This window comes from Streptomyces sp. iso_384 (assembly GCF_056172905.1).
On the sequence record NZ_JBWBTT010000001.1, the window covers coordinates 4,932,142 to 4,955,210 of the forward strand.

Below are 23,069 nucleotides of genomic sequence, written 5' to 3' on the forward strand. Positions count from 1 at the left end.
GGGCGCTCGGGTGCGGTTGCGCGCGGTCAGGTCTCCCTGCCGCGCATGGTGCGGCGCTGGACCAGGACGGCGGCGACGATGATGGCGCCCTTGGCGATCTGCTGGACGTCGCTCTGGAGGTTGTTGAGCGCGAAGAGGTTGGTGATCGTGGTGAAGATCAGGACACCGAGCACGGAGCCGACGATGGTGCCGCGGCCGCCGCTGAGCAGCGTCCCGCCGATGATCGCGGCGGCGATGGCGTCGAGCTCGTACAGGTTGCCGTTGGTGTTCTGGCCGGAGCCGGCCAGAACGATCAGCATGAAGGCGGCGATGCCGCAGCACAGCCCGGACAGCAGGTAGAGGTACAGACGCTGACGGCGGACGTCGATGCCGGCGAGCCGGGCGGCCTCCGCGTTGCCGCCGACGGCGACCGTGCGGCGGCCGAAGGTGGTCCGGTTGAGGATCAGCCAGCCGACGACGGTGACCACCGCGAACATGATGACCAGCGGCGGGACCCCGAGGATGTAGGAGTCGGGCAGGCCGAGGTCGAGGACCGAGTCGACGGTGACGATCTGGGTCTTGCCGTCGGTGATCTGGAGGGCGAGCCCGCGGGCCGAGGCGAGCATGGCCAGCGTCGCGATGAACGGGACCATTCCCCCGTACGCGATGAGGACGCCGTTCACGAGTCCGGCGGCGAGGCCGACGATCACCGCGGTGAACGCGATGCCCGCGAAGCCGTACTCCTGGGTGGCCAGGGTCGTCGCCCACACCGAGGCGAGGGCGACCATCGCTCCGACGGAGAGGTCGATGCCGCCGCTGATGATGACGAAGGTCATGCCGACGGTGACGACACCGATGACGGAGGCCTGGGTCAGGATCAGCTGAAGGTTGCCGGTGTCCAGGAAGGCGTCCGGTTCGGTGATGCCGCCGACCAGGATCAGGGCGGCGAGGACGCCGAGCAGGGACAGGATCCGGACGTCGAGCCGCAGTCCGAGGGCCGGCCTGCCGCCGCCCGGCTTCCCGTGCGGTGCGTCGGAGGAGCCGGTGGGGGCCCCCTTGTCCGGCCCGTTGTGCTGCGCCGACGGGGCGGGCTGTGTCATGGCGTCGGGCTCCCTTCCATCACGAGGTCGAGTACGCGGTGCTCGTCGAGCTCCTGGGCGGGGGCCGTGTGGACCACTTCGCCCTCGCGGAGGACCAGCACCCGGTCGGAGAGGCCCAGGACTTCGGGCACTTCGCTGGAGACGAGCAGTACGGCGAGGCCTTCGTCGGCCAGCCGGCGGATCACGGCGTAGAGCTCGGCGCGCGCGCCGACGTCGACGCCACGGGTGGGTTCGTCCAGCAGCAGGACCCGGCAGCCGCGCAGCAGCCAGCGGGCGAGGACGGCTTTCTGCTGGTTGCCGCCGGAGAGGGTGCGGACGGCGGCGTCCGGGTTGTCGGGCCGCATCTGCAGTTCGCGGGTGGCGCTCCGTGCGGCCTTCCGCTCGCCGCTCCGGTCGATCCAGCCGATCCGGGCGAAGCGCGAGAGGGAGGAGACGGAGACGTTACGGGTGACCGACTCGGTCATCAGCAGGGCCTGGGCCTTGCGTTCCTCGGGGGCGAGGCCGATGCCCGCGGCGACGGCGGCGCGGACGCTGCCGGGCCGGAGCTGCCGGCCCGCGACGGTGACGGTTCCGGTGCTCGCCTTGCGGGCGCCGTAGATCGTCTCCAGGATCTCCGAGCGGCCCGAGCCGACGAGCCCGGCCAGGCCGACGATCTCGCCGGGCCGCAGTTCGAGGTCGACGGGTGCGAACTCGCCCTTGCGGGACAGGCCTTGGACCCGGAGCACCGGTTCGGCGGTGACGGAGACCGGCTCTTCGGGGCGGGGCGGGAAGACATAGGCGACGTCGCGGCCGGTCATCATGGCAACGATGTCTCGGGTGGGGGTGTCGGCGGCGGGCAGTCCGACGGCGACGGTCCGGCCGTCCTTGATGACGGTGACCCGGTCGCCGATGCGGCGGATCTCCTCCAGCCGGTGCGAGATGTAGACGACCGCCACCCCGTCGGCGGTGAGGCCGTCGACGATCCGGAAGAGGTTGTCGACCTCGTCGGGGTCGAGGGCGGCGGAGGGTTCGTCCATCACGATGAGCCGGACGTCGTGGGAGAGCGCCCGCGCCATGGAGACGATCTGCTGCTGGGCGGCGGAGAGGTCGCCGACGTGCCGGGCCGGGTCGATCTCCGGGTGACCGAGGCGGGCCAGCAGCGCTTTCGCCGCCGAACGCCCCTCACCCGTACGGACGATGAAGCCCGCGCTGGTGGGCTCGTGGCCGAGGAAGACGTTCTCGGCGACCGACAGGCCCTCGACCAGGTCGAGTTCCTGGTAGATGGTGGCGATGCCCAGGCGCATGGCGGCGATCGGCGACTTGAGCTGGACGGTTTCGCCGCGCCAGGTGATCTCGCCGTCGCCCGGCTGGTGGGCTCCGGCGAGCACCTTGATGAGGGTGGACTTGCCCGCACCGTTCTGGCCGAGGAGGCAGTGGACCTCGCCGGCCTGGACTTCCAGGTCGACGCCGTCCAGGGCGCGCACGCCCGGGAAGAGCTTGGTGATGCCTGACATGGTGAGCAGGGGTGGTTCTGGTGCCATGACGAATCCCCTCGGCGAATGGGGTCTCCCCTGCTCGGGCGGTGCCGAGAGGCCGGGGAGGGCCGGTGAGCGGACAGGGCGCAGGGCTGGAGGTGCCGTGGAGCCGGCGGCACCGCGAACGGCTGCTGACAGGAGGTGGTTCCGTGGCGCGTGGTGCGTACCACTGCTGACGGGAAGGTTCCGTGGTGCGTCGTACGGCCTGGGATCAGGCCGGTGAGAAGAGGTGGTCGCTGATGAGCCGGGCCGCGCCGATCACTCCGGCGGTGGGCCCCAACTCGCCCAGCACGATGGGGAGGTTGCCGGTGGCCAGGGGCAGGGACTGCTTGTAGACCTGGGTGCGGACACTGGCGAGGAGGTTGTGACCGAGGCCGGTGACCCCGCCGCCGATCACCACCAGACCGGGATTGAAGAAGCTGACCAGACTCGCGATGACCTGGCCGAGTCGGTTGCCGCCCTCACGGATGAGGTCGAGGGCGGCGGCGTCGCCGGCAGCGGCGGCGGCCGCCACGTCGGCGGCGGTGAGGCGGCCCGCCGTCTCCAGCCGGGCGGCGAGCTCGGGCGAGCGGCCCTCCCGGGCCGCGTCCTCCGCGTCGCGGGCGAGCGCGGCGCCGCTGAAGTGGGCTTCCAGGCAGCCCTTGTTACCGCAGGCGCAGGGCCGGCCGTCCGGGTCCACCTGGATGTGCCCGATGTCGCCGGCGCTGCCGGTCGTACCGCGGTAGACCTCGCCGCCGACGACGATGCCGCAGCCGATACCCGTACCGATCTTGACGCAGAGGAAGTCGCCCACGGAGCGGGCCACGCCCGCGTGCTGCTCCCCCATGGCCATGAGGTTCACGTCGTTGTCGACCATGACGGGGCAGCCCAGCTCCTGGCTGAGCGCCTCGCGGACCGGGAAACCGTCCCAGCCGGGCATGATCGGCGGCGCGACCGGCACGCCCTCGGGGAAGCGGACGGGGCCGGGAACCCCGATGCCCGCGCCGTCGAAGCCCTCGGCGAGCCCGGAGGCCCGCAGTTTGGCGGCCAGCGACAGGACCTGCTCGAAGACGGCGACGGGTCCCTCGCGCACGTCCATCGGGTGGTTGAGGTGTCCCAGTACCTCCAACTCCGCGTTGGTGACGGCCACATCTATCGAGGTGGCACCGATGTCGACCCCGAGGAACCGCAGTTCGGGAGCGAGCCGGATGTTGTGCGAGCGGCGCCCGCCGCGCGATGCGGCGAGTCCGTCGGCCACCACCAGGCCGGTCTCCAGCAGCCGGTCCACCTCGACGGCGAGCTTCGAGCGGGAGAGATCGACCTGATCACCCAGTTGCGCACGGGAGTTGGGGCCCCCGTCGCGCAGCAGTCGGAGCAGCCGCGCCTGATGCGCGTTCGCGGGTCGTGCCGTCATACGTCTCACGCGTCCCTCCCCGCCACATCGGCCAGTCCGTCGGGCTTTCGAGGGGAACGTAGCAGCGCTTTCCCGGAGTGGGAAGAAGTTGCGCAGGAATCGGCCCCAACTTTTTCCACACTCAGGACAAAGGTCGGCACAGGGGGGTCACGGAGATCGACGGGGAGGGGGCGCGGAGATCCTCGGAGGCGGTCAGGGGCAGCGGATGACCTGGCCCGCGTACGAGAGGTTCCCGCCGAATCCGAAGAGCAGAACGGGCGCTCCGGAGGCCACCTCACCGCGCTCGACCAGCTTCGACAGGGCCATCGGGATGGAGGCGGCCGAGGTGTTTCCGGAGTCCACGACGTCCCGGGCGATGACGGCGTTGACCGCGCCGATCTTGCGGGCGACCGGCTCGATGATCCGCAGATTGGCCTGGTGCAGGACGACCGCGCCCAGGTCCTCCGGGGCGATGCCCGCCTTCTCGCAGACCTGCCGGGCGATCGGGGGGAGCTGGGTCGTGGCCCAGCGGTAGACGGACTGGCCCTCCTGCGCGAAGCGCGGCGGCGTCCCCTCGATCCGGACCGCGTTGCCCATCTCCGGCACCGAGCCCCACAGCACCGGTCCGATGCCGGGCCCGTCCGGGGTGTCGGGGGCGGCCGGGTCGGCGGTGACGACCGCGGCCCCCGCGCCGTCACCGAGCAGCACACAGGTGGAGCGGTCGGTCCAGTCCGCGATGTCGGCCATCTTGTCGGCGCCGATGACCAGCGCCCGGGTGGCCGCACCGGCCCGGATCGCGTGGTCGGCGGTGGCCAGCGCGTGCGTGAAGCCGGAGCACACCACATTGATGTCCATCACGGCGGGCGACCCCATGCCGAGCCGGGCCGCGACCCGCGCCGACATGCTCGGGGACCGGTCGATCGCGGTGGAGGTGGCGACGAGCACCAGATCGATGTCCGAGGCCTGCAGACCGGCCGTGGCCAGAGCCTTGGCTCCCGCGTGCGCGGCCATCTCGTCCACCGGCTCGTCGGGGCCACCCACATGGCGGGTCTTGATGCCGACCCGGCTGGTGATCCACTCGTCGCTCGTGTCGACCATGGCCGCCAGGTCGTCGTTGGTGAGCACCTTGGCGGGCTGGTAGTGGCCGAGCGCCACGACACGTGAGCCGGTCATACGGGTTCCCATCGTCAGGTAGGGCAGGAAACATCCAGTCTTGGTCGCTACCGCCGGGTACGGGGGCACGTGATCCCACAGATATCCGGCCCACACGTTGGAGCATTGACAACAGCCAGGTCAGCGTGCTGGACCGGCGGCTGCGACACGCCGGTGCGGGTGCCGGACAATGACGGAGTCAGGTTTCGGCTTCCGCCCACGGACGCGGAAGCCGCCGCACACGGACAGAATCGGGTTCACATCCATGGGACGGGTCACCGAACGCCGACGCACCCTCCGCATCCGGGACGGTGCCGTCTCCTCCCGCGCGGACACCCTGGTGGCGGAGGAACCGCTGGAGATCCGGCTGAACGGCCGGCCACTGGCCATCACCATGCGGACGCCGGGCGACGACTTCGCACTGGCCGCGGGCTTCCTGGTCAGCGAGGGGGTGATCGCCGAAGGGGACGAGGTCCAGTCGATCGTCTACTGCGCCGGGGCCACGGCGGACGGTGCGAACACCTACAACGTGGTGGACGTGAAGCTCGCTCCCGGGGTCCGGGTCCCCGACATCACGCTGGAGCGGAACGTCTACACCACCTCCTCGTGCGGCCTGTGCGGCAAGGCCAGCCTGGACGCGGTACGCACCACGACCCGGCACCCGGTGTCCGACGCTCCCCCGGTGCGGGTCACTCCGGAACTGCTGTCCGCCCTCCCGGACCGGTTGCGGGCCGAGCAGCAGGTGTTCGACCGGACGGGCGGTCTGCACGCCGCCGCGCTGTTCTCCGAGGAGGGTGAGCTGCTGGACATCCGCGAGGACGTCGGCCGGCACAACGCGGTCGACAAGCTGGTGGGCCGCGCGCTCACGGACCATCGGCTGCCCCTGTCGCGGGCCGTGCTGCTGGTGTCGGGACGGGCCTCGTTCGAGCTGGCGCAGAAGGCCGTGATGGCGGGGATCCCGGTGCTCGCGGCGGTCTCGGCCCCGTCCTCGCTGGCCGTGGACCTGGCGGCGGAGAGCGGACTGACGCTGGTCGGCTTCCTGCGCGGCCCGTCGATGAACGTGTACGCCGGTGAGCACCGGATCGCGCTGGAGGCGGCGGTGCCCCGGGGGTGAGGCCGGGGACGGCAGGCGGCAGTTCGACGCCAGGTCCTAGCGGGGCATCGTGGCCGGTGCGGCGCCGGTGGTTTCCGGGGCTTCCGGCGTGAAGCCCTTGGCGTGACCGGAGTCCTTGGCGCGCTCGGAAACGGCCGGGTCCTGCGGCTGTCCGGGGTCGCGGGAGCGGCGTTCGGCGATCACCGCGGAGACCATCAGCTGCATCTGGTGGAAGAGCATCAGCGGCAGCACGGCGAGGCTCGCGTGCGCCCCGAAGATGACGCTCGCCATCGGCAGCCCGGCCGCCAGGCTCTTCTTCGAACCGGCGAACTGGATGGCGATCCGGTCCGCCCGGTCGAACCCCAGCCGCCGCGCCCCGTACCAGCTCAGGGCGAGCATCAGCGCCAGCAGGACCACCTCGGCGGCGAGCAGCCCGCCGAGCCGGGCCGGGGTGACCCGGTGCCAGACACCCGCGACCGTCCCCTGGCTGAACGCGGTGTAGACGACGAGGAGGATCGACCCCCGGTCGACCAGTCCGAGCACCTTCCTGTGCCGGGCGAGGAAGCCGCCGACCCAGCGGCGCAGCAGCTGTCCGGCGAGGAACGGGACGAGCAGCTTGAGCACGATCCGCAGCAGCGAGTCCGCCGAGAAGCCTCCCCCGGTCGAGCCGAGGAGCAGAGCGGCGAGCAGCGGGGTCACGAAGATCCCGGCGAGGCTGGAGAAGGACCCGGCGCAGATCGCGGCGGGCACATTGCCCCGGGCGATCGAGGTGAAGGCGATGGACGACTGGATCGTCGAGGGGACCAGACACAGGAAGAGGAAGCCCGCCTGGAGCTCGGGCGTCAGCACGTGGGGCACCAGGCCGTGGCTCGCCAGCCCCAGCAGCGGGAAGACGACGAAGGTGCAGGCCAGAACGGTGAGGTGGAGGCGCCAGTGCTTGAGTCCGTCGAGCGCCTCTGCCGTGGAGAGCCGCGCCCCGTAGAGGAAGAACAACAGGGCGACCGCACCGGTGGAGGCCCCGCCCGCCACATCGGCGGCGGTACCCCGGGCGGGCAGCAGCGCCGCGAGGGCCACGGTCGCGGCCAGCGCCAGGATGTAGGCGTCGACCGGCAGCCAGGACGGCGGTCGTGGAAAGCGGCGGGTCATGTGCTCGGGCGCTCCGGCGGTAGGCGTTCTGTTCCGGCGTCCATCCTGCTCCCGTACCGGGCCATCGGGAATCCGGTATTCCACTCTGACTGTCATCACAGAACCCGATAACGTGACCTCATGGACGCCACGTACGACCCCGCCCAGCTGCGTACGTTCCTCGCCGTGGCCCAGACGCTCAGCTTCACCCAGGCCGCGCGCCGGCTCGGGATCCGCCAGTCCACGGTCAGCCAGCATGTGCGGCGGCTGGAGGAGGCGACCGGGCGGCAGCTGTTCGCCCGGGACACCCATCGCGTCGATCTCACCGAGGACGGCGAGGCGATGCTCGGCTTCGCGGGGACGATCCTGTCGGCGCACGAGCGGGCCGCGGCGTTCTTCGCGGGCACCCGGCTGCGCGGTCGGCTGCGGTTCGGGGCCTCCGAGGACTTCGTGCTGACCCGGCTCCCCGAGATCCTGGAGTCCTTCCGCCGCGACCATCCGGAGGTCGAGCTCCAGCTCACCGTGGAGCTGTCCGGGACGCTGCACCGGCAGCTCGAAGCGGGCCGGCTTGATCTGGTGCTGGCCAAACGGCGTACCGGTGACACCCACGGCGAACTGATGTGGCAGGACGCGCTGGACTGGATCGGCGCACCACAGCTGCGCGTCGATCCGGAGCGCCCCGTGCCGCTGGTCGTCTTCCCGCCGCCGGCCATCACCCGGGCCCGGGCCCTGGAGGTGCTGGAGGAGCACGGGCGGACCTGGCGGATCGCCTGTACGAGTACGAGTCTGAGCGGTCTGGTCGCGGCGGCGCGGGCGGGCCTGGGGGTGATGGCGCACTCGCGCGGAATGGTCCCACCGGGCCTGGTGCCGGTTCCGGCCAGGACGGGGCTGCCGGAGCTCGGCACCGTCGACTTCGTCCTGCTGCACGGGAGCCGCCGGGGCGCGTCCCAGGAGGCGGCCGACGCGCTGGCCTCCGCGATCCTGGCGGGCGGCGACCGGCTGCACCGCGGGGCGGGCGGCCAGGGCGTGTCCGGCCGATCTTGACCGGGGCCGCGACGCCCGGCACGGCCTGTCCGGTCCTGATCCGCCGGACACGCCCTGGAAGCGACCCCGCCCTCTCCGCGTCCGGCGCGGGCCGGCCGTGGCAACAGCGGGCGGATTCGGTGGAGATTCCGGCGCGAGCCGCTTACCCCTCCGTCAGAACTGGACCGGGCGGACGCCCGAGCCTTGCCCATCTGGCCGGATTTCGACGGTTGACCTGTGCGGACGACTCGGTGTGCGGAGGCTCCGGGCCCCTCCCGCCGGGCCACGCGTTGGGGTAGCGTCGCGGCGCTGTGCGGAGCGCCATTAGGAGCATGTCATTGCGCGATTTCACTGTCCCACCCATGGCGGCGGCGCCTCAGGTCGGCGGTCTGGCCGATGTGGTCTTCGACTACGCGGAGGACGATCCGCACCGCGTCGCGCTCGGCCGCAAGGACGCCCGGGGCCAGTGGCGTGATGTGACCTCCGGGGAGTTCCGCGATTCCGTGCTGGCCCTGGCCAGAGGGCTGATCGCGCACGGGGTGCGGTTCGGTGACCGGGTCGCGCTGATGTCGCGTACGCGCTACGAGTGGACGCTCTTCGACTTCGCGCTCTGGACCGTCGGGGCCCAGTCGGTGCCGATCTACCCGACCTCCTCCGCCGAGCAGGTCCTGTGGATGCTGCACGACGCCGAGGTGGTGGCGGTGATGGTCGAGCACGAGGACCACGCGATGACCGTCGGTTCGGTGATCGACCGGCTGCCGCATCTGAAGCGGCTGTGGCAGCTGGACGCCGGAGCGGTGGACGAGCTGGTCGGTGCGGGCGTGGGCATCGACGACGAGGTGGTGCAGCGGCACCGGCGCGCGGTGACGCCCGATTCCGTGGCGACCGTCATCTACACCTCGGGGACCACGGGCCGCCCCAAGGGGTGCGTGATCACGCACGCGAGCTTCATGTTCGAGAGCGACACGATGGTCACGCGCTGGGAGCCGGTGTTCCATTCCAAGCCCGGCGACGAGGCGGCCACGCTTCTCTTCCTGCCGCTGGCCCATGTCTTCGGGCGGATGGTCGAGATCGCCGCGATCCGCGGCCGGGTCAAGCTCGGCCATCAGCCGGAGCTGTCGGCGAACGCGCTGATGCCGGACCTGATGACGTTCCGGCCGACGTTCATCCTGGCGGTGCCGTACATCTTCGAGAAGGTGTTCAACGGGGCCCGGCGCAAGGCCGAGGCGGAGGGCCGGGCCGGGCCGTTCGACAAGGCCGTCGACATCGCGGTGAAGTACGCGGAGGCCCTGGAGCAGAAGGCGTTCGGGGACGGTCCCGGCCCTTCGGCAGGGCTGCGGATGCAGCACCAGTTCTTCGACAAGGTCGTCTACAAGAAGGTCCGCGACGCGATGGGCGGCCGGGTGCGGCACGCGATGTCGGGCGGCTCGGGCATGGACCGCCGGCTCGGGCTGTTCTTCGCGGGCGCCGGGGTGACGGTCTTCGAGGGGTACGGGCTCACGGAGTCGACCGCCGCGGCGACGGCGAACCCTCCCGAGCGGACCCGGTACGGCACGGTCGGGCAGCCCATCCCCGGTACCTCGGTGCACATCGCGGACGACGGCGAGGTGTGGGTGCACGGGCCGAACGTGTTCTCCGGCTATCTGGGCAATCCGGCGGCCACCCGGGCGGTGCTGCAGGACGGCTGGCTGGCGACCGGGGACCTCGGTGCGCTGGACGAGGACGGCTATCTGACGATCACCGGGCGGAAGAAGGAGATCCTGGTGACGTCCGGCGGCAAGAGCGTCTCGCCGGCCGGCCTGGAGGAACGCGTACGGGCGCATCCGCTGGTGGCGCAGTGCATCGTCGTCGGCAACGACCGCCCGTACATCGCGGCGCTGGTCACCGTCGACCAGGAGTCCGTGGAGCACTGGCTGTCGATGCAGGGCCGGACCCCGCTGGGCCCGGCCGACCTGGTGCGCGACCCGGACCTGGAGATGGAGGTCCGGCGGGCGGTGGTTGCCGCCAACACGGCGGTGTCGCAGGCCGAGTCGATCCGTACGTTCCGGATCCTGGCCCATCCGTTCACCGAGGAGCTGGGGCTGCTGACGCCCTCGCTGAAGCTGAAGCGCAAGGCGATCGAGACGGCGTACGCGGTCGAGGTCGACGCGCTCTACCACTGACCGGCGGCCACGGGAATGCCTGGACCAGCCCGGTCGTTGTCGTGGGGAGTCACCAACCGACGACGTTAGGATCGATCGCTCGTGAGCCAGGTCCCCTCCATCACCCTCAACAACGGCCTCGACATGCCGCAGCTCGGTTTCGGCGTCTGGCAGGTGCCGGACGACGAGGCGGAGAAGGCGGTCGCCACGGCCATCGAGACCGGGTACCGGAGCATCGACACCGCCGCGATCTACGAGAACGAGACGGGCACCGGCAAGGCCATCGCCGCCTCCGGCGTCGCCCGCGACGAGCTCTTCGTCACCACGAAGCTGTGGAACGGCGAGCAGGGCCACGACAGCACGCTGCGCGCCTTCGACGCCTCGCTGGACAAGCTCGGCCTGGACTACGTCGACCTGTACCTGATCCACTGGCCGGTTCCGGTGAAGGACGCCTACACCGACACGTACAAGGCGTTCGAGAAGATCCTCGCCGACGGCCGCGCGAAGGCCATCGGCGTGTCGAACTTCCACCCCGAGCACCTGAAGCGGCTGCTCGCCGAGACCTCCGTGGTCCCGGCCGTCAACCAGATCGAGCTGCACCCGCAGCTTCAGCAGGCCGAGTCCCGCGCCTTCCACGCCGACCACGGCATCGCCACCGAGGCGTGGTCGCCGCTGGGCCAGGGCAAGGGCCTGCTGGAGGTGCCGACGGTCGTCGCCATCGCCCAGAAGCACGGCCGCACCCCCGCCCAGGCGGTGCTGCGCTGGCACCTGCAGACCGGCAACATCGTGATCCCGAAGTCCGTGACCCCGTCGCGGATCAAGGAGAACCTCGATGTGTTCGGCTTCGAGCTGGACGCCGACGACCTCGCCGCCTTCGCGGCCCTGGACGAGGGCAGGCGGCTCGGCCCCGACCCGGCGGAGTTCGACGCCGGCGCCTGAACCGACGGCCACCCGGCGCCCCCACCGTGATCGCGGTGGGGGCGCCGCCGTCGTCAGCCGTGTTCCAGCGGCAGCACACACGTCGAGTCGGGGAGACAGGAAACATGAGCGGCGAACTCGCGCCCGTCGTCGAGACGGGTCTCTACCGCCTGCGCAACGTCGGCAGCCGGCTGCTGCTGGAGGTGCACGGCGCGGCCAGGGGCAGCGGGGCCCGGGTCCAGCAGGGCGAGGACGACGGGACGGCCGCGCAGGTGTGGCGGTTGTCCCCGGTGCACGAGGGCGCGGCCCTCTTCCACCTGGTCAACGAGCACAGCGGGAAGCGGCTGGACGTGGCAGGCGCCGATACGTCGAACGGCACCCGCATCCAGCAGTGGAAGGCCAACAACTTCGGCGCCCAGGAGTGGCTGATCGAGCAGCATCCGGAGGCCCCCGGAACGGTGACGCTGGTGAGCTTCATCAGCGGGCTCGTCATGGAGGTCGCGGACCGTTCCACCGAGGGCGGCGGCACGATCCAGCAGTGGGAGGACACCGACTCCCCTTTCCAGTGGTGGCAGTTGGAGCCGGTGACGTAAGACCGCGGAGAGAGCCGGTGACGTAGGGCCGCGGAGCAGCCCGGGACCGGCGTCGCCGGTTCAGTCGCCGCGGCGGCCCAGGTGCACCGTGCGGGCGGCGAGCAGGTGGACGTCGGGGCGGTGGTGCAGGCCTTCGGGGTCCTCGGGGTCCAGCAGCCGGTCCAGTACGGCGCTGTCCTCGGCCGTCAGCAGGTCGCCGAGCACCTCGCGCTCGCGGGTGATGCTCGCGACGACATGGTCGCGGGCGGCCGGGGAGAGCGGGGCGGGCAGGTCGAGCAGGAAGCTGCGGGTGCCCTGCGGGACGAGGCCGACCGCGGTGAAGAGGGCGCTCCAGTCCTCGGTCTCCCGTTTGGCGCCGGGGAGTTCGGACCGCATGCGCTCGAAGCGCGTGGCGGCGGCCGCGGTCATCCGCGCCTCCAGACCGGGCTGTCCGATGCCGATGTCGCGGGGCAGCCGCCGGGCGGGCAGGCCGCCCTCGACGAGCGCGACCGTGCCGCCGGGCCGCAGGAGCGCGGCGAATCCGGCCAGAGCGCCGCGCTGATCGCCCAGGTGGTGCAGGGAGTTGCCCGCCCAGATCAGATCGGCCTCGCCCAACCGGTCGAGGTCGCCGGGCAGTTCGGCCTCCAGGGTCCGGAAGCGGTCGATCACGCCGAGGCGTCGGGCACGGGTCGTCGCGCGCTCCAGCAGAGCGGGCGTGGCGTCCACGGCCACCACCTCGGCCTCCGGGAAGACCTCTGCCAGCAGACAGGAGACGACACCGGGACCGCTGCCGACGTCCAGGGCCCGGCGGACCTTCGGCGCGGTGGGCAGGGCGGCGATCCAGCGGGCCGCCTCCTCGTACTGCGTACCGTTGAGTTCGGCCTCCTGCTCCAACAGGGGACCCAGGACGTCCCAGTCGATGTCGGCGGGGTGCGCTTCGTGGTGGCCGTGGCCGGCGTGGCTGCTCATGGGGTCAGCCTCCCCGGACGGAATGCGCGCGGCAAGCTTCTTTGCCGGTTCGGCAAGTCGAGGCCGCCGTCGCGGACGGCGCCCGGCACGGCTGAACCGGAACGTCGTTCGCCGTCGTCCGGCCGGGCGGAATGCCCTCACCTGTACACCGACCGAACGGTAGGCGGAGCACACATATTGCCGGGGTGACGCCGGGCCCATAACTTGCCCTTATGGAGCTGGAGTTGCGCCATCTGCGAACGGTCCGTGCCATAGCCGACACCGGCAGCCTCACCAAGGCCGCCGCCACGCTGGGGCTTGCCCAGCCCGCTCTCAGTGCTCAGCTGCGGCGGATCGAGAAGGCCCTGGGCGGCGCTCTCTTCGACCGTGACCACACCGGAGCCCGTGCCACCCCGCTCGGCGAACTGGTGCTGGAGCGGGCCCGGGTGGTCCTGCCCGCGGTCAGCGAACTGCAGGCGGAGGCCGTGCGGTTCGCCAATGCCACGGGGGCGCTGGACCGGTTCCGGCTGGGCGGCACGCACGGTCCGCTGCTCGGCGGTCTGGTGGACCGGATGGCCACCGCGCACCCGTCGGTGCCGGTGTCGACGTACACCTCGTGGTCGGTGGCCGAGATCGCCTCGCTGGTGATCGACGGGCGGCTGGACTTCGCGCTGATCGGCACGTGCGGCGAGAGTCCGCCACCGCTGGTGGACCGGCTGGTCTGGGAGGTGGTCGGGGTGGATCCGGTCTTCGTGATGCTGCCGGAGGATCACGCCCTGGCCGGCGAAGCGGAACTGGATCTGGCCGCGCTCGCGGACGAGTGCTGGGCGGATGTGCCGGGCGACGGCTGCTTCGCCGACTGTTTCACCGCGGCCTGTGCGCGGTCGGGCTTCACCCCGGTGTCGGTGTACGAGACGGACACCTCCTCCGTCGTCCATCTGGTGCAGGTGGGGCGGGCGATCGGGCTGTGCCGGGCGACGTTCCCGCCCACGCCCGGGGTGGTGACCAGACCGCTCGCAGGTGCGCCGCTCAGCTGGCGTCATCTGGTGGGCTGGCACCCGCACTCCCCCGCCGCGGACGCCGCGGCGGGGACGGTGGCCGGGGCGACCCGCGCGGCGTACGCGGAAGCGGTGTCGCGCAGCCCGGTCTACGCACAGTGGCTCGGCGCGAACCCGCGGTTCGGCACAGTGTCCTGAGCCGGAGGCCGCGTGGTGCGCCGGGCTATTCGGCGCCGTGGGCCGGGGCGGCGGACGCCACCCGGGCGGCGAGCGCGAGGTCCTTCTCGGTGACCGCGCCTCCCGCGTCGTGCGTGTGGACGGAGAGGGCCACCGTGTTGTATCCGAGCGTCAGGTCGGAGTGGTGGTTCAGCTCGTCCTGGATCCGCGCGATGTGGACCGTCAGCGCGGCGGCGGCGAAGTGGGAGGGCAGCCGGAAGGTCCGGGTGATCCGGTCCCCCTCCAGCGCCCAGCCGGGCAGGCTCTCCAGCCGGCGGTCGATCTCGGTCGGCGACAGCGGTTCGGCGCTCATGGAACGGCTCCCGTGGGTCTCGGTTGCTGGTGTCTCGGTTGCTCGGGTCTCGGTTGCTGGTATCTCGGTTGCTGGTGTCTCGGCCGCTTACGTCGCGGTGGTCGGCGCATGCGTCACAGCGGGCCGGAGCGACCCGTACCGGCCCCGGCCCGCCGGTGACGTTACGGTCTTGGCATGACGACTGTCTTGCCCGACACGGGAGTGGGGCCGCTGCTGCGCGACTGGCGGGAGCAGCGGCGCATCAGCCAGTTGGAGCTTGCCCTGCGCGCGGACTCCTCGGCCCGCCACATCTCCTTCATCGAGACGGGCCGCTCCCGGCCGAGCGAGGACATGGTCCTGCGGCTGGCCGAGCAGCTGGACATCCCGGTCCGGGAGCGCAACGCGCTGCTCGTGGTCGCCGGTTACGCGCCCCGCTATGCGCAGACGCCGCTCGACGACCCCGCGATGGCCGCCCTGCGCGAGGGTCTCGACCGGCTGCTGGCGGCGTACGAGCCGTATCCGGCGCTCGTGGTGGACGGCGTCTACGGCGTGGTGGCGGCCAACCGGGGCATCACCCTGCTGCTGGAAGGGGTGTCGGAGAAGCTGCTGGCCCCGCCGGTGAACGCCATGCGGCTCACCCTCCACCCGGACGGGCTCGCCCCGCGCATCGTGAACCTCCCCGAGTGGCGGGCGGACCTGCTGGCACAGATGGACCGGCAGATCGCCCTCGTACGCTCGCCGGAGCTGCGCGCGCTGTACGACGAGGTCGCCGCCTATCCCGTACCCGCACGGGCGGACGCCACGGAGCCCGGGCGGGGGCGGGAGCAGGAGCGGCCCGCCGCGTTCGCGCTGCCGATGCGGCTCGAACACGGGGGCCGGGTCCTGTCGTTCGTGTCGTCGATCGCGACGTTCAACACGCCCATGGACGTGACGGTGGCCGAGCTGGCCATCGAGACGTTCCTTCCCGCCGACCGCGAGACCGCCGCCTATCTGCACGCCCACGTGCCGTCCTGACCCGCCCCCTTCCGGTCACCTCGCACGCGGGCCCGTCACCTCGGATACGGGCCCGTCCTCAGACGCGGGCTCCGTTGTCGAGCGGGTCGCGGCGTTTCGCACGGGCCTTGCCGCGCGCCGTGCCCTTCCCCTTGCCCGGTACGGGCGGCGGGGCCTTGGCGGTCCGTTCCAGGACGAGTGCGCCCGGCACGGCGGCGAACACCGAGGACCAGGTGCCGACGACGATGCCGATGAGCAGGGCGAGCGCGAAGTCGGCGAGCGAGTCGCCGCCCAGCACCGCGAGGGCGGCCAGGATGAACAGGGCACCCATCCCGGTGTTCACGGTGCGCGGAACGGTCTGGAGAACGGCCCGGCGGGCGATGGTGTCCAGCGGGCTCTTCCGGTTGGCCCCCCACAGCTCACGGACCCGGTCGAAGACCACCACCGAGTCGTTGACCGAGTAGCCGATGACGGTGAGCAGGGCGGCCAGGAAGATGCCGTCCACCGGCCGCCCCAGCCAGGCGAAGGCGCCCACCACGAGGATCACGTCGTGCACCATGGCCCCGACGGAGGCGACGGCGAACGTCCAGCGGAACCGGACCGCCAGATAGGCCAGTTGCACGGCCACCGCGACCGCCAGGGCGATCAGCGCGTTGCGCCGCAGTTCGTCGCCGAGGCTCGGGCCGATCAGCTCGTCCCGCACCTTCGTCGTCTCGCCGCCCTCCTCGGCAAGGGCGGCCCGCAGGGCGTGTTCGCCGTCGTTGTCGAGCTTCCCGGTGCGTACGGACAGATCGCCGTCGCCGGCCGTGGTGACCTCGGCGTCGCCGAACCCGGCGGCGGTGAGCGTGTCCCGGGCCGTCTCGACGTCGACCGGCCGGCTGGTGGAGTACTCGACCAGCCGGCCCCCGGTGAACTCGACGCCCAGATCGATCCCGCGCACCACGATCCCGGCCACCGCGACGGCGACCAGGGCCGCCGAGACGACGAGCCAGCGGGCCGGCTTCCGGAAGAGCTTCGGATCCTTGCGGACCAGCCAGGTCCGCACGGCGCCGGGGCGCCCCATGCCGTTGACGCTGCGGTAGTCGCTGACGAAGCGGGAGTTCGCGGCGATCTCGGTGAGCGCGCGGGCGATGACCAGCGCGGAGAACATCGAGGCGACGACGCCGATGGCGAGGGTGACACCGAAGCCCTTGACCGGGCCCGAGCCCAGGAAGAAGAGCAGCCCGGCGGCGATGAGGGTGGTCACGTTGGAGTCGGCGATCGCGCTCCACGCCTGCTGGAACCCGGTGGCCAGCGCGGAGCGCAGCGAGCGTTTCGGCCGCTCCGCGCACTCCTCCCTGGCCCGTTCGAAGACCAGGACGTTCGCGTCGACCGCCATGCCGATCGCGAGGACGAAACCGGCGAGGCCGGGGAGGGTCAGCGTGACGCCGAGGGCGACGAGCGCGGCGTAGGAGATCACCCCGTACGCGCCCAGCGCCACGGCGGCCAGCGCGCCGAACAGGCGGTAGACGAGGGTGATGAAGAGCGCGGTGGCGGCGGCTCCGATGAGGGCGGCCCGGGCGCTCGCGTCGATGGCCGCCGCGCCGAGCGTCGGGCCGACGGTCCGCTGCTCGACGATCTCGACGGGTACGGGCAGGGCCCCGCCCTTGATGAGCAGCGCCAGGTCACGCGCCTCGTCCGCGCCGAACGAACCGGTGATCTGGGTGGCCCCCGACGGCAGTCCGGCCCGGCAGCCGACCGACGGGTCGACCTGCGGTGAGGAGATGACCTTCTCGTCGAGCACGATGGCGACCCTGCGCCGGTCGTCCCCGGCGGGATGGCAGGCGGCCTCGCCGGTCAGCCGGGTCCAGTCCTTTCCGGCGTCCTTCCGGAATTCGAGCGAGACGCGCCAGCCCGCTCCGCGCTGCGCGTCGAACGCGGCGGTGGCGTCCTCGACGCCCGCGCCGGAGAGCCGGCTGGGGCCGAGCGCGAGGAGGCGGCCCTGCTCGTCGGGGAGGGTCAGCCGCTCGGGGTCGGTGGGGTCGGACTCCGGGGCCTTCCCGTCCGGCTCCTCGGCCGCCGGGCCCTCGACCGCGTGGAAGCTGAGCTGGGCCGTCCGGCCGATCACCTCGGCGGCCTGGCGCGGATCCTGGACATCGGGCAGTTCGACGATGATCCGGTCCTCGCCGGAACGGGTCAGATTCGGTTCGGAGACGCCCAGCGAGTCGATCCGCTGGCGCAGCACCTCCAGGGTGCGGTCGGTGGTCTCCCGGTCCGCCTGGACGGTGGCGGTGTCCCGGGCCTGGAGCACGATACGGGTGCCGCCCTGGAGGTCGAGGCCGAGTCTGGGCGACATGGTCAAGCTGATGAAGGCGGAGGCGAGCAGGACGGCGACAGCCAGAACCGCTCGCACCACGGTGGCGCGAGTCATGGAAATCCTCCGGTGGGGCGTCGAGCGCCCTCACCTCAGTGAGGACGCGACGCCGATGCGGCAGATGCGGAACAGGACGGATGACCGGTCGTGGGACCGGTGGTCGTCCTGCCCGGAGGCCCCCGGACGCCGGGGAGCGCGCCCCTGCGGCTGCCGGGTGCGTCGAAGGTTTCCGTGGCGGTCCGCCGTACTCCGGCGCGCGGCTCGGCGAGCCCCGGCGGAGCGGGCGTCAGCGCGTCGTGCGGTGGCGGCGGGGCGTGAAGGAGCAGATACGGCCGGCCGCTGCCCGCCCGCGGAGCCTGCGCCGGGTCGGCCGCCGCCCGGGGCTGCTCGTGCCCGGCCCGCGCCACCGCACCGGTGCGGCGGGCCTCTGTGCGATCGGTCCGCGCCTGGCCGGTCCCGGTCCGGTGGGTCGTCGGTGCGGCGGACACCGAGGACACGGCGGTGGCGGCGGGCGCGCCGGCGCCCGTGACGGCGGGCACCGTGCTTCGGGCGGTCAGGGCGGGTACCGCGCCGCTCGCCGTGGCGGCGCCGCCGACCAGGGTGAGGACGGTGAGAAGCAGCGTGGTCAGCACGGACCGCACCCGGAACGCGTTCGCCCGGGGCCGTCCCGGGTACGGCGTCACCTCGGTCGGCCGGAATGCTCGGGCGGCGCCGTCCGATGGCGGAGCACGGAGCTGAGGATCTGTCCGGCGCCCCGGACGACCGTGGTCGACGGGTCGTCGGCCAGCCGCACCCGGGTGCCGAGGCAGCGGGCGATGCGATCGGTGACATCCGCCCGCAGCGCGCCGCCGCCCGCGAGCACCGGGCCCTTGCGCAGGGCTCCGCGGATCGCGCCGTGCCGGTCGTGCCGCCACATGGAGGTGATCATGTCGAGCACGGTGCGGACGAGGGCGGCGGGCAGCGCCGCCGGATCGAGGCCGTCGAGATCGTCGAGTCCGCTCTCGGCCTGCCGGGCGTCGGCGACCAGGCCGCCCACCAGGAGCGTGACCTCGGTCAGCTCGGCCCCCATGTCGACGACGAGAAGCGGGCCCGCCTCCCTCGGACCGGCGTACGCGGCGGCGGCCCGGGCGCTGCTGAGGACCACGACGCGCGTCGTCCCGAGCCCGGCGAGCAACGCCCGTGCGGCGGTGCGGTGTTCGGCCCCGGCGAGCACCGGGTGGCTGAGGACGATCACGCTGTCGCTGCGGTCCGGGCCCAGGGCCGCGTCGGCGATCCGGCCGAGCAGCCGTCCGCAGGACTCGGGGTCGACGATGCGTCCGCGCCGGACCGGCCGTTCGGCGCCCCCGTGGGGGCCGGAGGCGGGGTACGGGTCGGGAACCAGGCCCCGGCCGGGCACCCAGGCCCGGGTACGGGAGCTGCCGAGGTCCAGGGCCAGCCCCCGGGCGGCCGGAGTGGCACCCGGTGCGCCCGGCGCGCCCTCGTGCCGGTGGTACGTGCGGAGGACCGCGTGGGAACGACCCGCCCCGAACGCCCCGGCACCGCTCCCGTCACGAAGCGGTCCGGGGCCCTTCCCCCATGGGCCCGCACCCGGGCGGAGCGGCCCTCGCCACTCGCCGGGCGCGGAAGCGATCGGGATACGGACAGCCGGTGGCGGTGTGGTCGGAAGGGCGGCGGCCGGGGCGGGGCCCGACGACGGGGGGACGGCGCGACCCGGTCGCTGTCCGTCGTGCACAGAACGCATCGTCCCTCACCCCCGGCCGCCCGTCGCAGCCGTCCAAGCACCCCGTCGGCCCGCTGATAGCGAGGCGCGACCGATCCCTCACTATGCAATACGGGGTGGTGGAACGCCACTTCCCCGCAGATTCACAGGACTGAACCTCGACTTCGCACAGCGGGCGCCATCAGGTCAGCGCTCCTCCCCCGCCTCCAGGAAGGCGCCGACCAGCTCCGCGAACTCCTCCGGCACCGCGATCCGGACCCCCAGGTCCTCCGCCTTGGTGCACTTGGATCCGGCCTTCTCCCCGGCGACCAGCAGACTCGTGCGCCTGGAGACGCTGGAGGACGACTTGCCGCCGGCCCGCTCGATCAGCTCGTTCATCTGGTTGCGCGTCAGCTTCTCCAGCACTCCGGACATCGCGCCCGTGACCACCACGGTCATCCCCGACAGGGGCAGCGCGGAGCCGGTTCCGCCGTCGCCACCGGCCTCTGCCACGGTCTCTCCGCCACCCGTCCGCGCGTCCGCGCCGCCCGGCGCCTCCGTCCCGGGCTCCGGGGGCGGGGTGGCGCCCGGCTCCGTCATGTTCACCCCGGCCGCGACGAGCTTGCCGATCAGCGGAGCCAGCTCCGCCAGCTCGGCGACCACCGCGGCCGCCTTCTCCTTGCCGATGCCGTCGACCCGCTGAAGGGTCTCCACGTCGGCGGCGACGATCCGGTCCATCGTGGCGAAATACCGCGCGATGCGGCGCGACATGGAACGCCCCGTGCCGCGCACGCCCAGGGCGCAGAAGACCCGGGAGAGCGGCCGGGCGCGGGCGGTGTCGATGGCCGCCAGGAGGTTGTCCGTGGAGGTCTCGCCCATCCGGTCGAGGGAGAGCAGCTGCTCGCGCTCCAGGGTGAACAGATCCGCGAAGTCGGCGACGAGACCCGCGTCGACGAGCTGGACGACCCGCGTGGAGCCGAGGCCCTCGATGTCGAGCTGATCGCGCCCCGCCGCATACGAGACGGAGGCGACCAGGTGGCAGTCGCGGCCCCGGGTGCAGCGCCAGCGCTGCTCGCTCGTGTCGATGGCGGAACCGCACTGCGGGCAGCTCTCGGGGAAGGCGATGGGCGTCTCGTCGCCGGTGCGCAGGTGCACGACGGGAGCCTCGATGCGCGGGATGATGTCGCCGGCCTTGTAGACCATCACCTGGTCCCCCAGCCGCAGGTCGCGGCGGGTGATGTCGGCCGGGTTGTGCAGGGTGGCGTAACCGACGGTGGAGCCGTCGATCTCCACGGGCTCCAGGACGGCGCGCGGCGCGATGATGCCCGTGCGCCCGACGTTCCACTCGACGGACAGCAGGCGGGTGATCTTCTCCACGGCGGGCAGCTTGTGGGCGATGGCCCAGCGGGGCGCGCGGGTGCCGGAGCCGGCCTCGCGCTGGTCGGCCGCCAGATCGGCCTTGATCACGATCCCGTCGATGCCGAACGGCAGCGAGGCGCGCAGGGAGGCCGTCTCGGCCACCCGTGCCTGGACCTCCTCGACCGTGGCGACCCGGACCGGCGCCACGTCGGTGCCCGCGGCCGTGTGCACGCCGAGGCCGGCGACGTACGCCAGGAGCTCGCTGTGGGGCAGTTCGGGGAGGGGCTCGGCAAGCTCCCCGGAATCGTGCAGCGGCAGTGCGCCGTAGGCGAAGAAGGTCGTCTCCACGCGGTAGGCCCGGCCCTTGGCGCGCAGGGTGCCCGCCGCCCCGTTGCGCGGATTGGCGAAGGGGGCGCCGCCGTGCTCCGTACGGATCGCGTTGCCCTGCTCGAACTGCTCGTTGGTCATGAGGATCTCGCCGCGCACCTCGATGGTGACCGGTTCGGCCAGCCGCTCCGGCAGCCCGACGACCGCACCGGCCGCGTGCGAGACGTCCTCGCCCGCCGTGCCGTCGCCCCGGGTGATGAGGCGCTCGAACCGGCCGCTCCGATAGCGCGCGGCGACCGCCAGGCCGTCCAGCTTCGGCTCGACGCTCCATGCCGTCACCGGTCTGCCGATCCGGCGCTCCAGCGACGCGGTCCAGGTCGCGAACTGCTCGGCCGAGAACACGTTGTCCAGCGACAGCATGGGCACCGTGTGCGGCACGTCGCCGACGGCGGCCCCGCCCGCGACCTTGCCCGTCGGCGAGGCGGCGAGCACCTCGTCCGGGTGGTCCGCCTCGTACGCGGCTATCCCGCGCGCCAGCCGGTCGTAGGCGTCGTCGTCCAGCGCGCTCTCGCCCGTGGCGTAGTACGCGGCGGCGGCGAGCGAGGCCTCTTCGACCGCGGCGGCATAGGCGGCGGCATCGGCGAGCACAGCAGCTGAGTTCGTCATGGCCACCATTCTTCCGCCCACCACTGACAACGCCGCTGATCCCTCCTCCACCTCGATCGCGAGAGAGCGCTCTTCATCACAGGCATCCCCAACTCGCTTTCGATCAGGCTTATTTCTTTGGCCTGCACACTCTCTTGGCATGCACAGAAGGCAATTCCACGTTCCTCCGAGAGAGCGCTCTCTCTCATGATCGAGGAATCCTCCATCCCCCACGTCCCGAACAGGAGTGCCGTGCTCTTTCGTCATCGACGCGATCCGGACCACCGCCGCCAACGTTCCCTGCCGCCCTGGCGGTACAGAATCGCCGGGCTCGCCGCGGCGGCCCTCGCCCTCTCCTTCCTCCAGGCCAACGTGGGCAACGCGGCGGCCGACCGTGCCACCGCGGACACCGCTCCGAAGGCCGCCGCGGATGTGGTGCGGGTGGCCGAGTTCCTCGCGGAATGCCCGTACACCCACCGGGCCCCCGGCGACCCGATCGTCTTCCCCGGGCTGCCGGGCGCCTCCCACATGCACAGCTTCTTCGGCAACGACACCACGCACGCCGGCTCCGACCTGGCCTCGCTGGAGCAGGGCCGCACCTCGTGCTCCCCCGACACCGACCTGTCGTCGTACTGGGTGCCCACCCTCTACGACGGCGACCAGGAGGTGGAGCCCACCGGCACCACCTTCTACTACCTCGGCGAAGGGGTCAGCGACGACGTCATCCGGCAGATCCAGCCCTTCCCGCGGGGCCTGCGCATCGTGGCCGGCAACGCGAAGGCGACCGGCCCGCAGGACAACACGATCGCCCGCTGGTCGTGCCTGCACGCCGGTGAGGTCAACCCCTCGACGGACTTCGTGAACTGCCCGCCCGGCACGATGATGGAGTCCTACCTGGACTTCCCGCAGTGCTGGAACGGTACGGATCTCGACTCCGCCGACCACAAGAGCCACATGGCCTACCCGGTGGCCGGGGGCTGCCCGGCCACCCACCCGGTGCCGGTGCCCAAGCTCCGGCAGGTGCTGCGCTATCCGGTGAACGGCGACCCGGCCCGCTTCCGGCTGGCGTCCGGGCCCGGCTACACCATGCACGGCGACTTCTTCACCGTATGGCCGGAGGAGGAGATGACGCAGCGCGTCCGCGACTGCATCAACGCGATCGTCAAGTGCGGTTTCGACGGCATGCCCTGATCAGCCGTCAACTCCGTGCGCACCGCGTCCGCTCCGGGGCCCCGGCTCCGGGGCGGGCA

The 23,069-nt window shown here is 72.3% G+C and carries 19 protein-coding genes; 8 read left to right on the forward strand and 11 right to left on the reverse strand.

From position 1 onward, the window contains the following. Positions 1-26: 26 nt before the first annotated feature. From AC0VY3_RS22145 to AC0VY3_RS22160, 4 genes are all read right to left on the reverse strand, one after another. Complete coding sequence (locus AC0VY3_RS22145) at positions 27-1,079, reverse strand: ABC transporter permease (protein WP_475550399.1); 1,053 nt, start codon at positions 1,077-1,079, stop codon at positions 27-29. Continuing rightward, the gene (locus AC0VY3_RS22150) at positions 1,076-2,599 is read right to left on the reverse strand and encodes a sugar ABC transporter ATP-binding protein (protein ID WP_475550400.1); all 1,524 of its coding nucleotides are present in this window, start codon (positions 2,597-2,599) and stop codon (positions 1,076-1,078) included. Before AC0VY3_RS22150 ends, AC0VY3_RS22145 begins: the two co-directional genes overlap by 4 nt. Before the next feature lie 205 nt (positions 2,600-2,804). Next, entirely contained in the window at positions 2,805-3,986 is a 1,182-nt protein-coding gene (locus AC0VY3_RS22155; RefSeq protein ID WP_030076071.1) for an ROK family transcriptional regulator, read from the reverse strand. 192 nt (positions 3,987-4,178) lie between these two features. Continuing rightward, positions 4,179-5,138 (reverse strand): beta-ketoacyl-ACP synthase III, encoded by a 960-nt coding sequence (locus AC0VY3_RS22160; RefSeq protein ID WP_103507948.1) that lies wholly within the window; start codon positions 5,136-5,138, stop codon positions 4,179-4,181. Between the two features lie 244 nt (positions 5,139-5,382). Here AC0VY3_RS22160 and fdhD point away from each other — a divergent pair, with 244 nt between their 5' ends. Then, positions 5,383-6,231, forward strand: coding sequence for a formate dehydrogenase accessory sulfurtransferase FdhD (fdhD, locus tag AC0VY3_RS22165; protein WP_103507949.1), 849 nt, complete (start codon positions 5,383-5,385; stop codon positions 6,229-6,231). Positions 6,232-6,267: 36 nt separating this feature from the next. Here fdhD and AC0VY3_RS22170 read toward each other — a convergent pair whose 3' ends face one another. Further along, positions 6,268-7,356 carry a bile acid:sodium symporter family protein gene (locus AC0VY3_RS22170; protein ID WP_475550401.1) on the reverse strand — a complete coding sequence of 363 codons (1,089 nt, stop codon included), beginning with the start codon at positions 7,354-7,356 and terminating at the stop codon, positions 6,268-6,270. Between the two features lie 120 nt (positions 7,357-7,476). Here AC0VY3_RS22170 and AC0VY3_RS22175 point away from each other — a divergent pair, with 120 nt between their 5' ends. The 4 genes from AC0VY3_RS22175 to AC0VY3_RS22190 all read left to right on the forward strand — a co-directional run bounded on the left by AC0VY3_RS22175 (position 7,477) and on the right by AC0VY3_RS22190 (position 12,010). Next, positions 7,477-8,379, forward strand: a complete 903-nt coding sequence (locus AC0VY3_RS22175) for a LysR substrate-binding domain-containing protein (protein ID WP_475550402.1) — start codon at positions 7,477-7,479, stop codon at positions 8,377-8,379. Between the two features lie 341 nt (positions 8,380-8,720). Continuing rightward, on the forward strand, positions 8,721-10,520 hold the full coding sequence (locus tag AC0VY3_RS22180) for an AMP-dependent synthetase/ligase (RefSeq protein ID WP_475550403.1): 1,800 nt from the start codon (positions 8,721-8,723) through the stop codon (positions 10,518-10,520). Between the two features lie 81 nt (positions 10,521-10,601). Further along, a complete protein-coding gene (locus AC0VY3_RS22185) occupies positions 10,602-11,438 on the forward strand; it encodes an aldo/keto reductase (RefSeq protein ID WP_103507953.1) in 837 nt (278 codons plus the stop codon). A 104-nt stretch (positions 11,439-11,542) separates the two neighbouring features. Continuing rightward, the gene (locus AC0VY3_RS22190; protein ID WP_475550404.1) at positions 11,543-12,010 is read left to right on the forward strand and encodes an RICIN domain-containing protein; all 468 of its coding nucleotides are present in this window, start codon (positions 11,543-11,545) and stop codon (positions 12,008-12,010) included. 60 nt (positions 12,011-12,070) lie between these two features. Here AC0VY3_RS22190 and AC0VY3_RS22195 read toward each other — a convergent pair whose 3' ends face one another. Further along, positions 12,071-12,958, reverse strand: coding sequence for a class I SAM-dependent methyltransferase (locus tag AC0VY3_RS22195; RefSeq protein WP_475550405.1), 888 nt, complete (start codon positions 12,956-12,958; stop codon positions 12,071-12,073). 212 nt (positions 12,959-13,170) lie between these two features. Here AC0VY3_RS22195 and AC0VY3_RS22200 point away from each other — a divergent pair, with 212 nt between their 5' ends. Continuing rightward, a complete protein-coding gene (locus AC0VY3_RS22200) occupies positions 13,171-14,133 on the forward strand; it encodes a LysR family transcriptional regulator (RefSeq protein ID WP_475550406.1) in 963 nt (320 codons plus the stop codon). Between the two features lie 25 nt (positions 14,134-14,158). Here AC0VY3_RS22200 and AC0VY3_RS22205 read toward each other — a convergent pair whose 3' ends face one another. Continuing rightward, positions 14,159-14,464, reverse strand: a complete 306-nt coding sequence (locus AC0VY3_RS22205; RefSeq protein WP_007459845.1) for a 4a-hydroxytetrahydrobiopterin dehydratase — start codon at positions 14,462-14,464, stop codon at positions 14,159-14,161. Between the two features lie 174 nt (positions 14,465-14,638). Between AC0VY3_RS22205 and AC0VY3_RS22210 the strand changes: the two genes are divergently transcribed. After that, positions 14,639-15,457 (forward strand): helix-turn-helix domain-containing protein, encoded by an 819-nt coding sequence (locus AC0VY3_RS22210; protein ID WP_475550407.1) that lies wholly within the window; start codon positions 14,639-14,641, stop codon positions 15,455-15,457. A 58-nt stretch (positions 15,458-15,515) separates the two neighbouring features. Here AC0VY3_RS22210 and secD read toward each other — a convergent pair whose 3' ends face one another. From secD to ligA, 4 genes are all read right to left on the reverse strand, one after another. Further along, entirely contained in the window at positions 15,516-17,846 is a 2,331-nt protein-coding gene (gene secD / locus AC0VY3_RS22215; RefSeq protein WP_475550408.1) for a protein translocase subunit SecD, read from the reverse strand. Between the two features lie 35 nt (positions 17,847-17,881). Further along, positions 17,882-18,421 (reverse strand): hypothetical protein, encoded by a 540-nt coding sequence (locus AC0VY3_RS22220; RefSeq protein ID WP_475550409.1) that lies wholly within the window; start codon positions 18,419-18,421, stop codon positions 17,882-17,884. A gap of 47 nt (positions 18,422-18,468) precedes the next feature. Then, positions 18,469-19,185 (reverse strand): rod shape-determining protein, encoded by a 717-nt coding sequence (locus AC0VY3_RS22225; protein ID WP_475550410.1) that lies wholly within the window; start codon positions 19,183-19,185, stop codon positions 18,469-18,471. A gap of 510 nt (positions 19,186-19,695) precedes the next feature. Continuing rightward, the gene (gene ligA, locus AC0VY3_RS22230; protein ID WP_475550411.1) at positions 19,696-21,849 is read right to left on the reverse strand and encodes an NAD-dependent DNA ligase LigA; all 2,154 of its coding nucleotides are present in this window, start codon (positions 21,847-21,849) and stop codon (positions 19,696-19,698) included. 222 nt (positions 21,850-22,071) lie between these two features. On the opposite strand from ligA, the gene AC0VY3_RS22235 reads away from it, so the two are divergent. Then, positions 22,072-23,010 (forward strand): DUF1996 domain-containing protein, encoded by a 939-nt coding sequence (locus AC0VY3_RS22235; RefSeq protein ID WP_475550412.1) that lies wholly within the window; start codon positions 22,072-22,074, stop codon positions 23,008-23,010. The last annotated feature ends 59 nt before the right edge of the window (positions 23,011-23,069 follow it).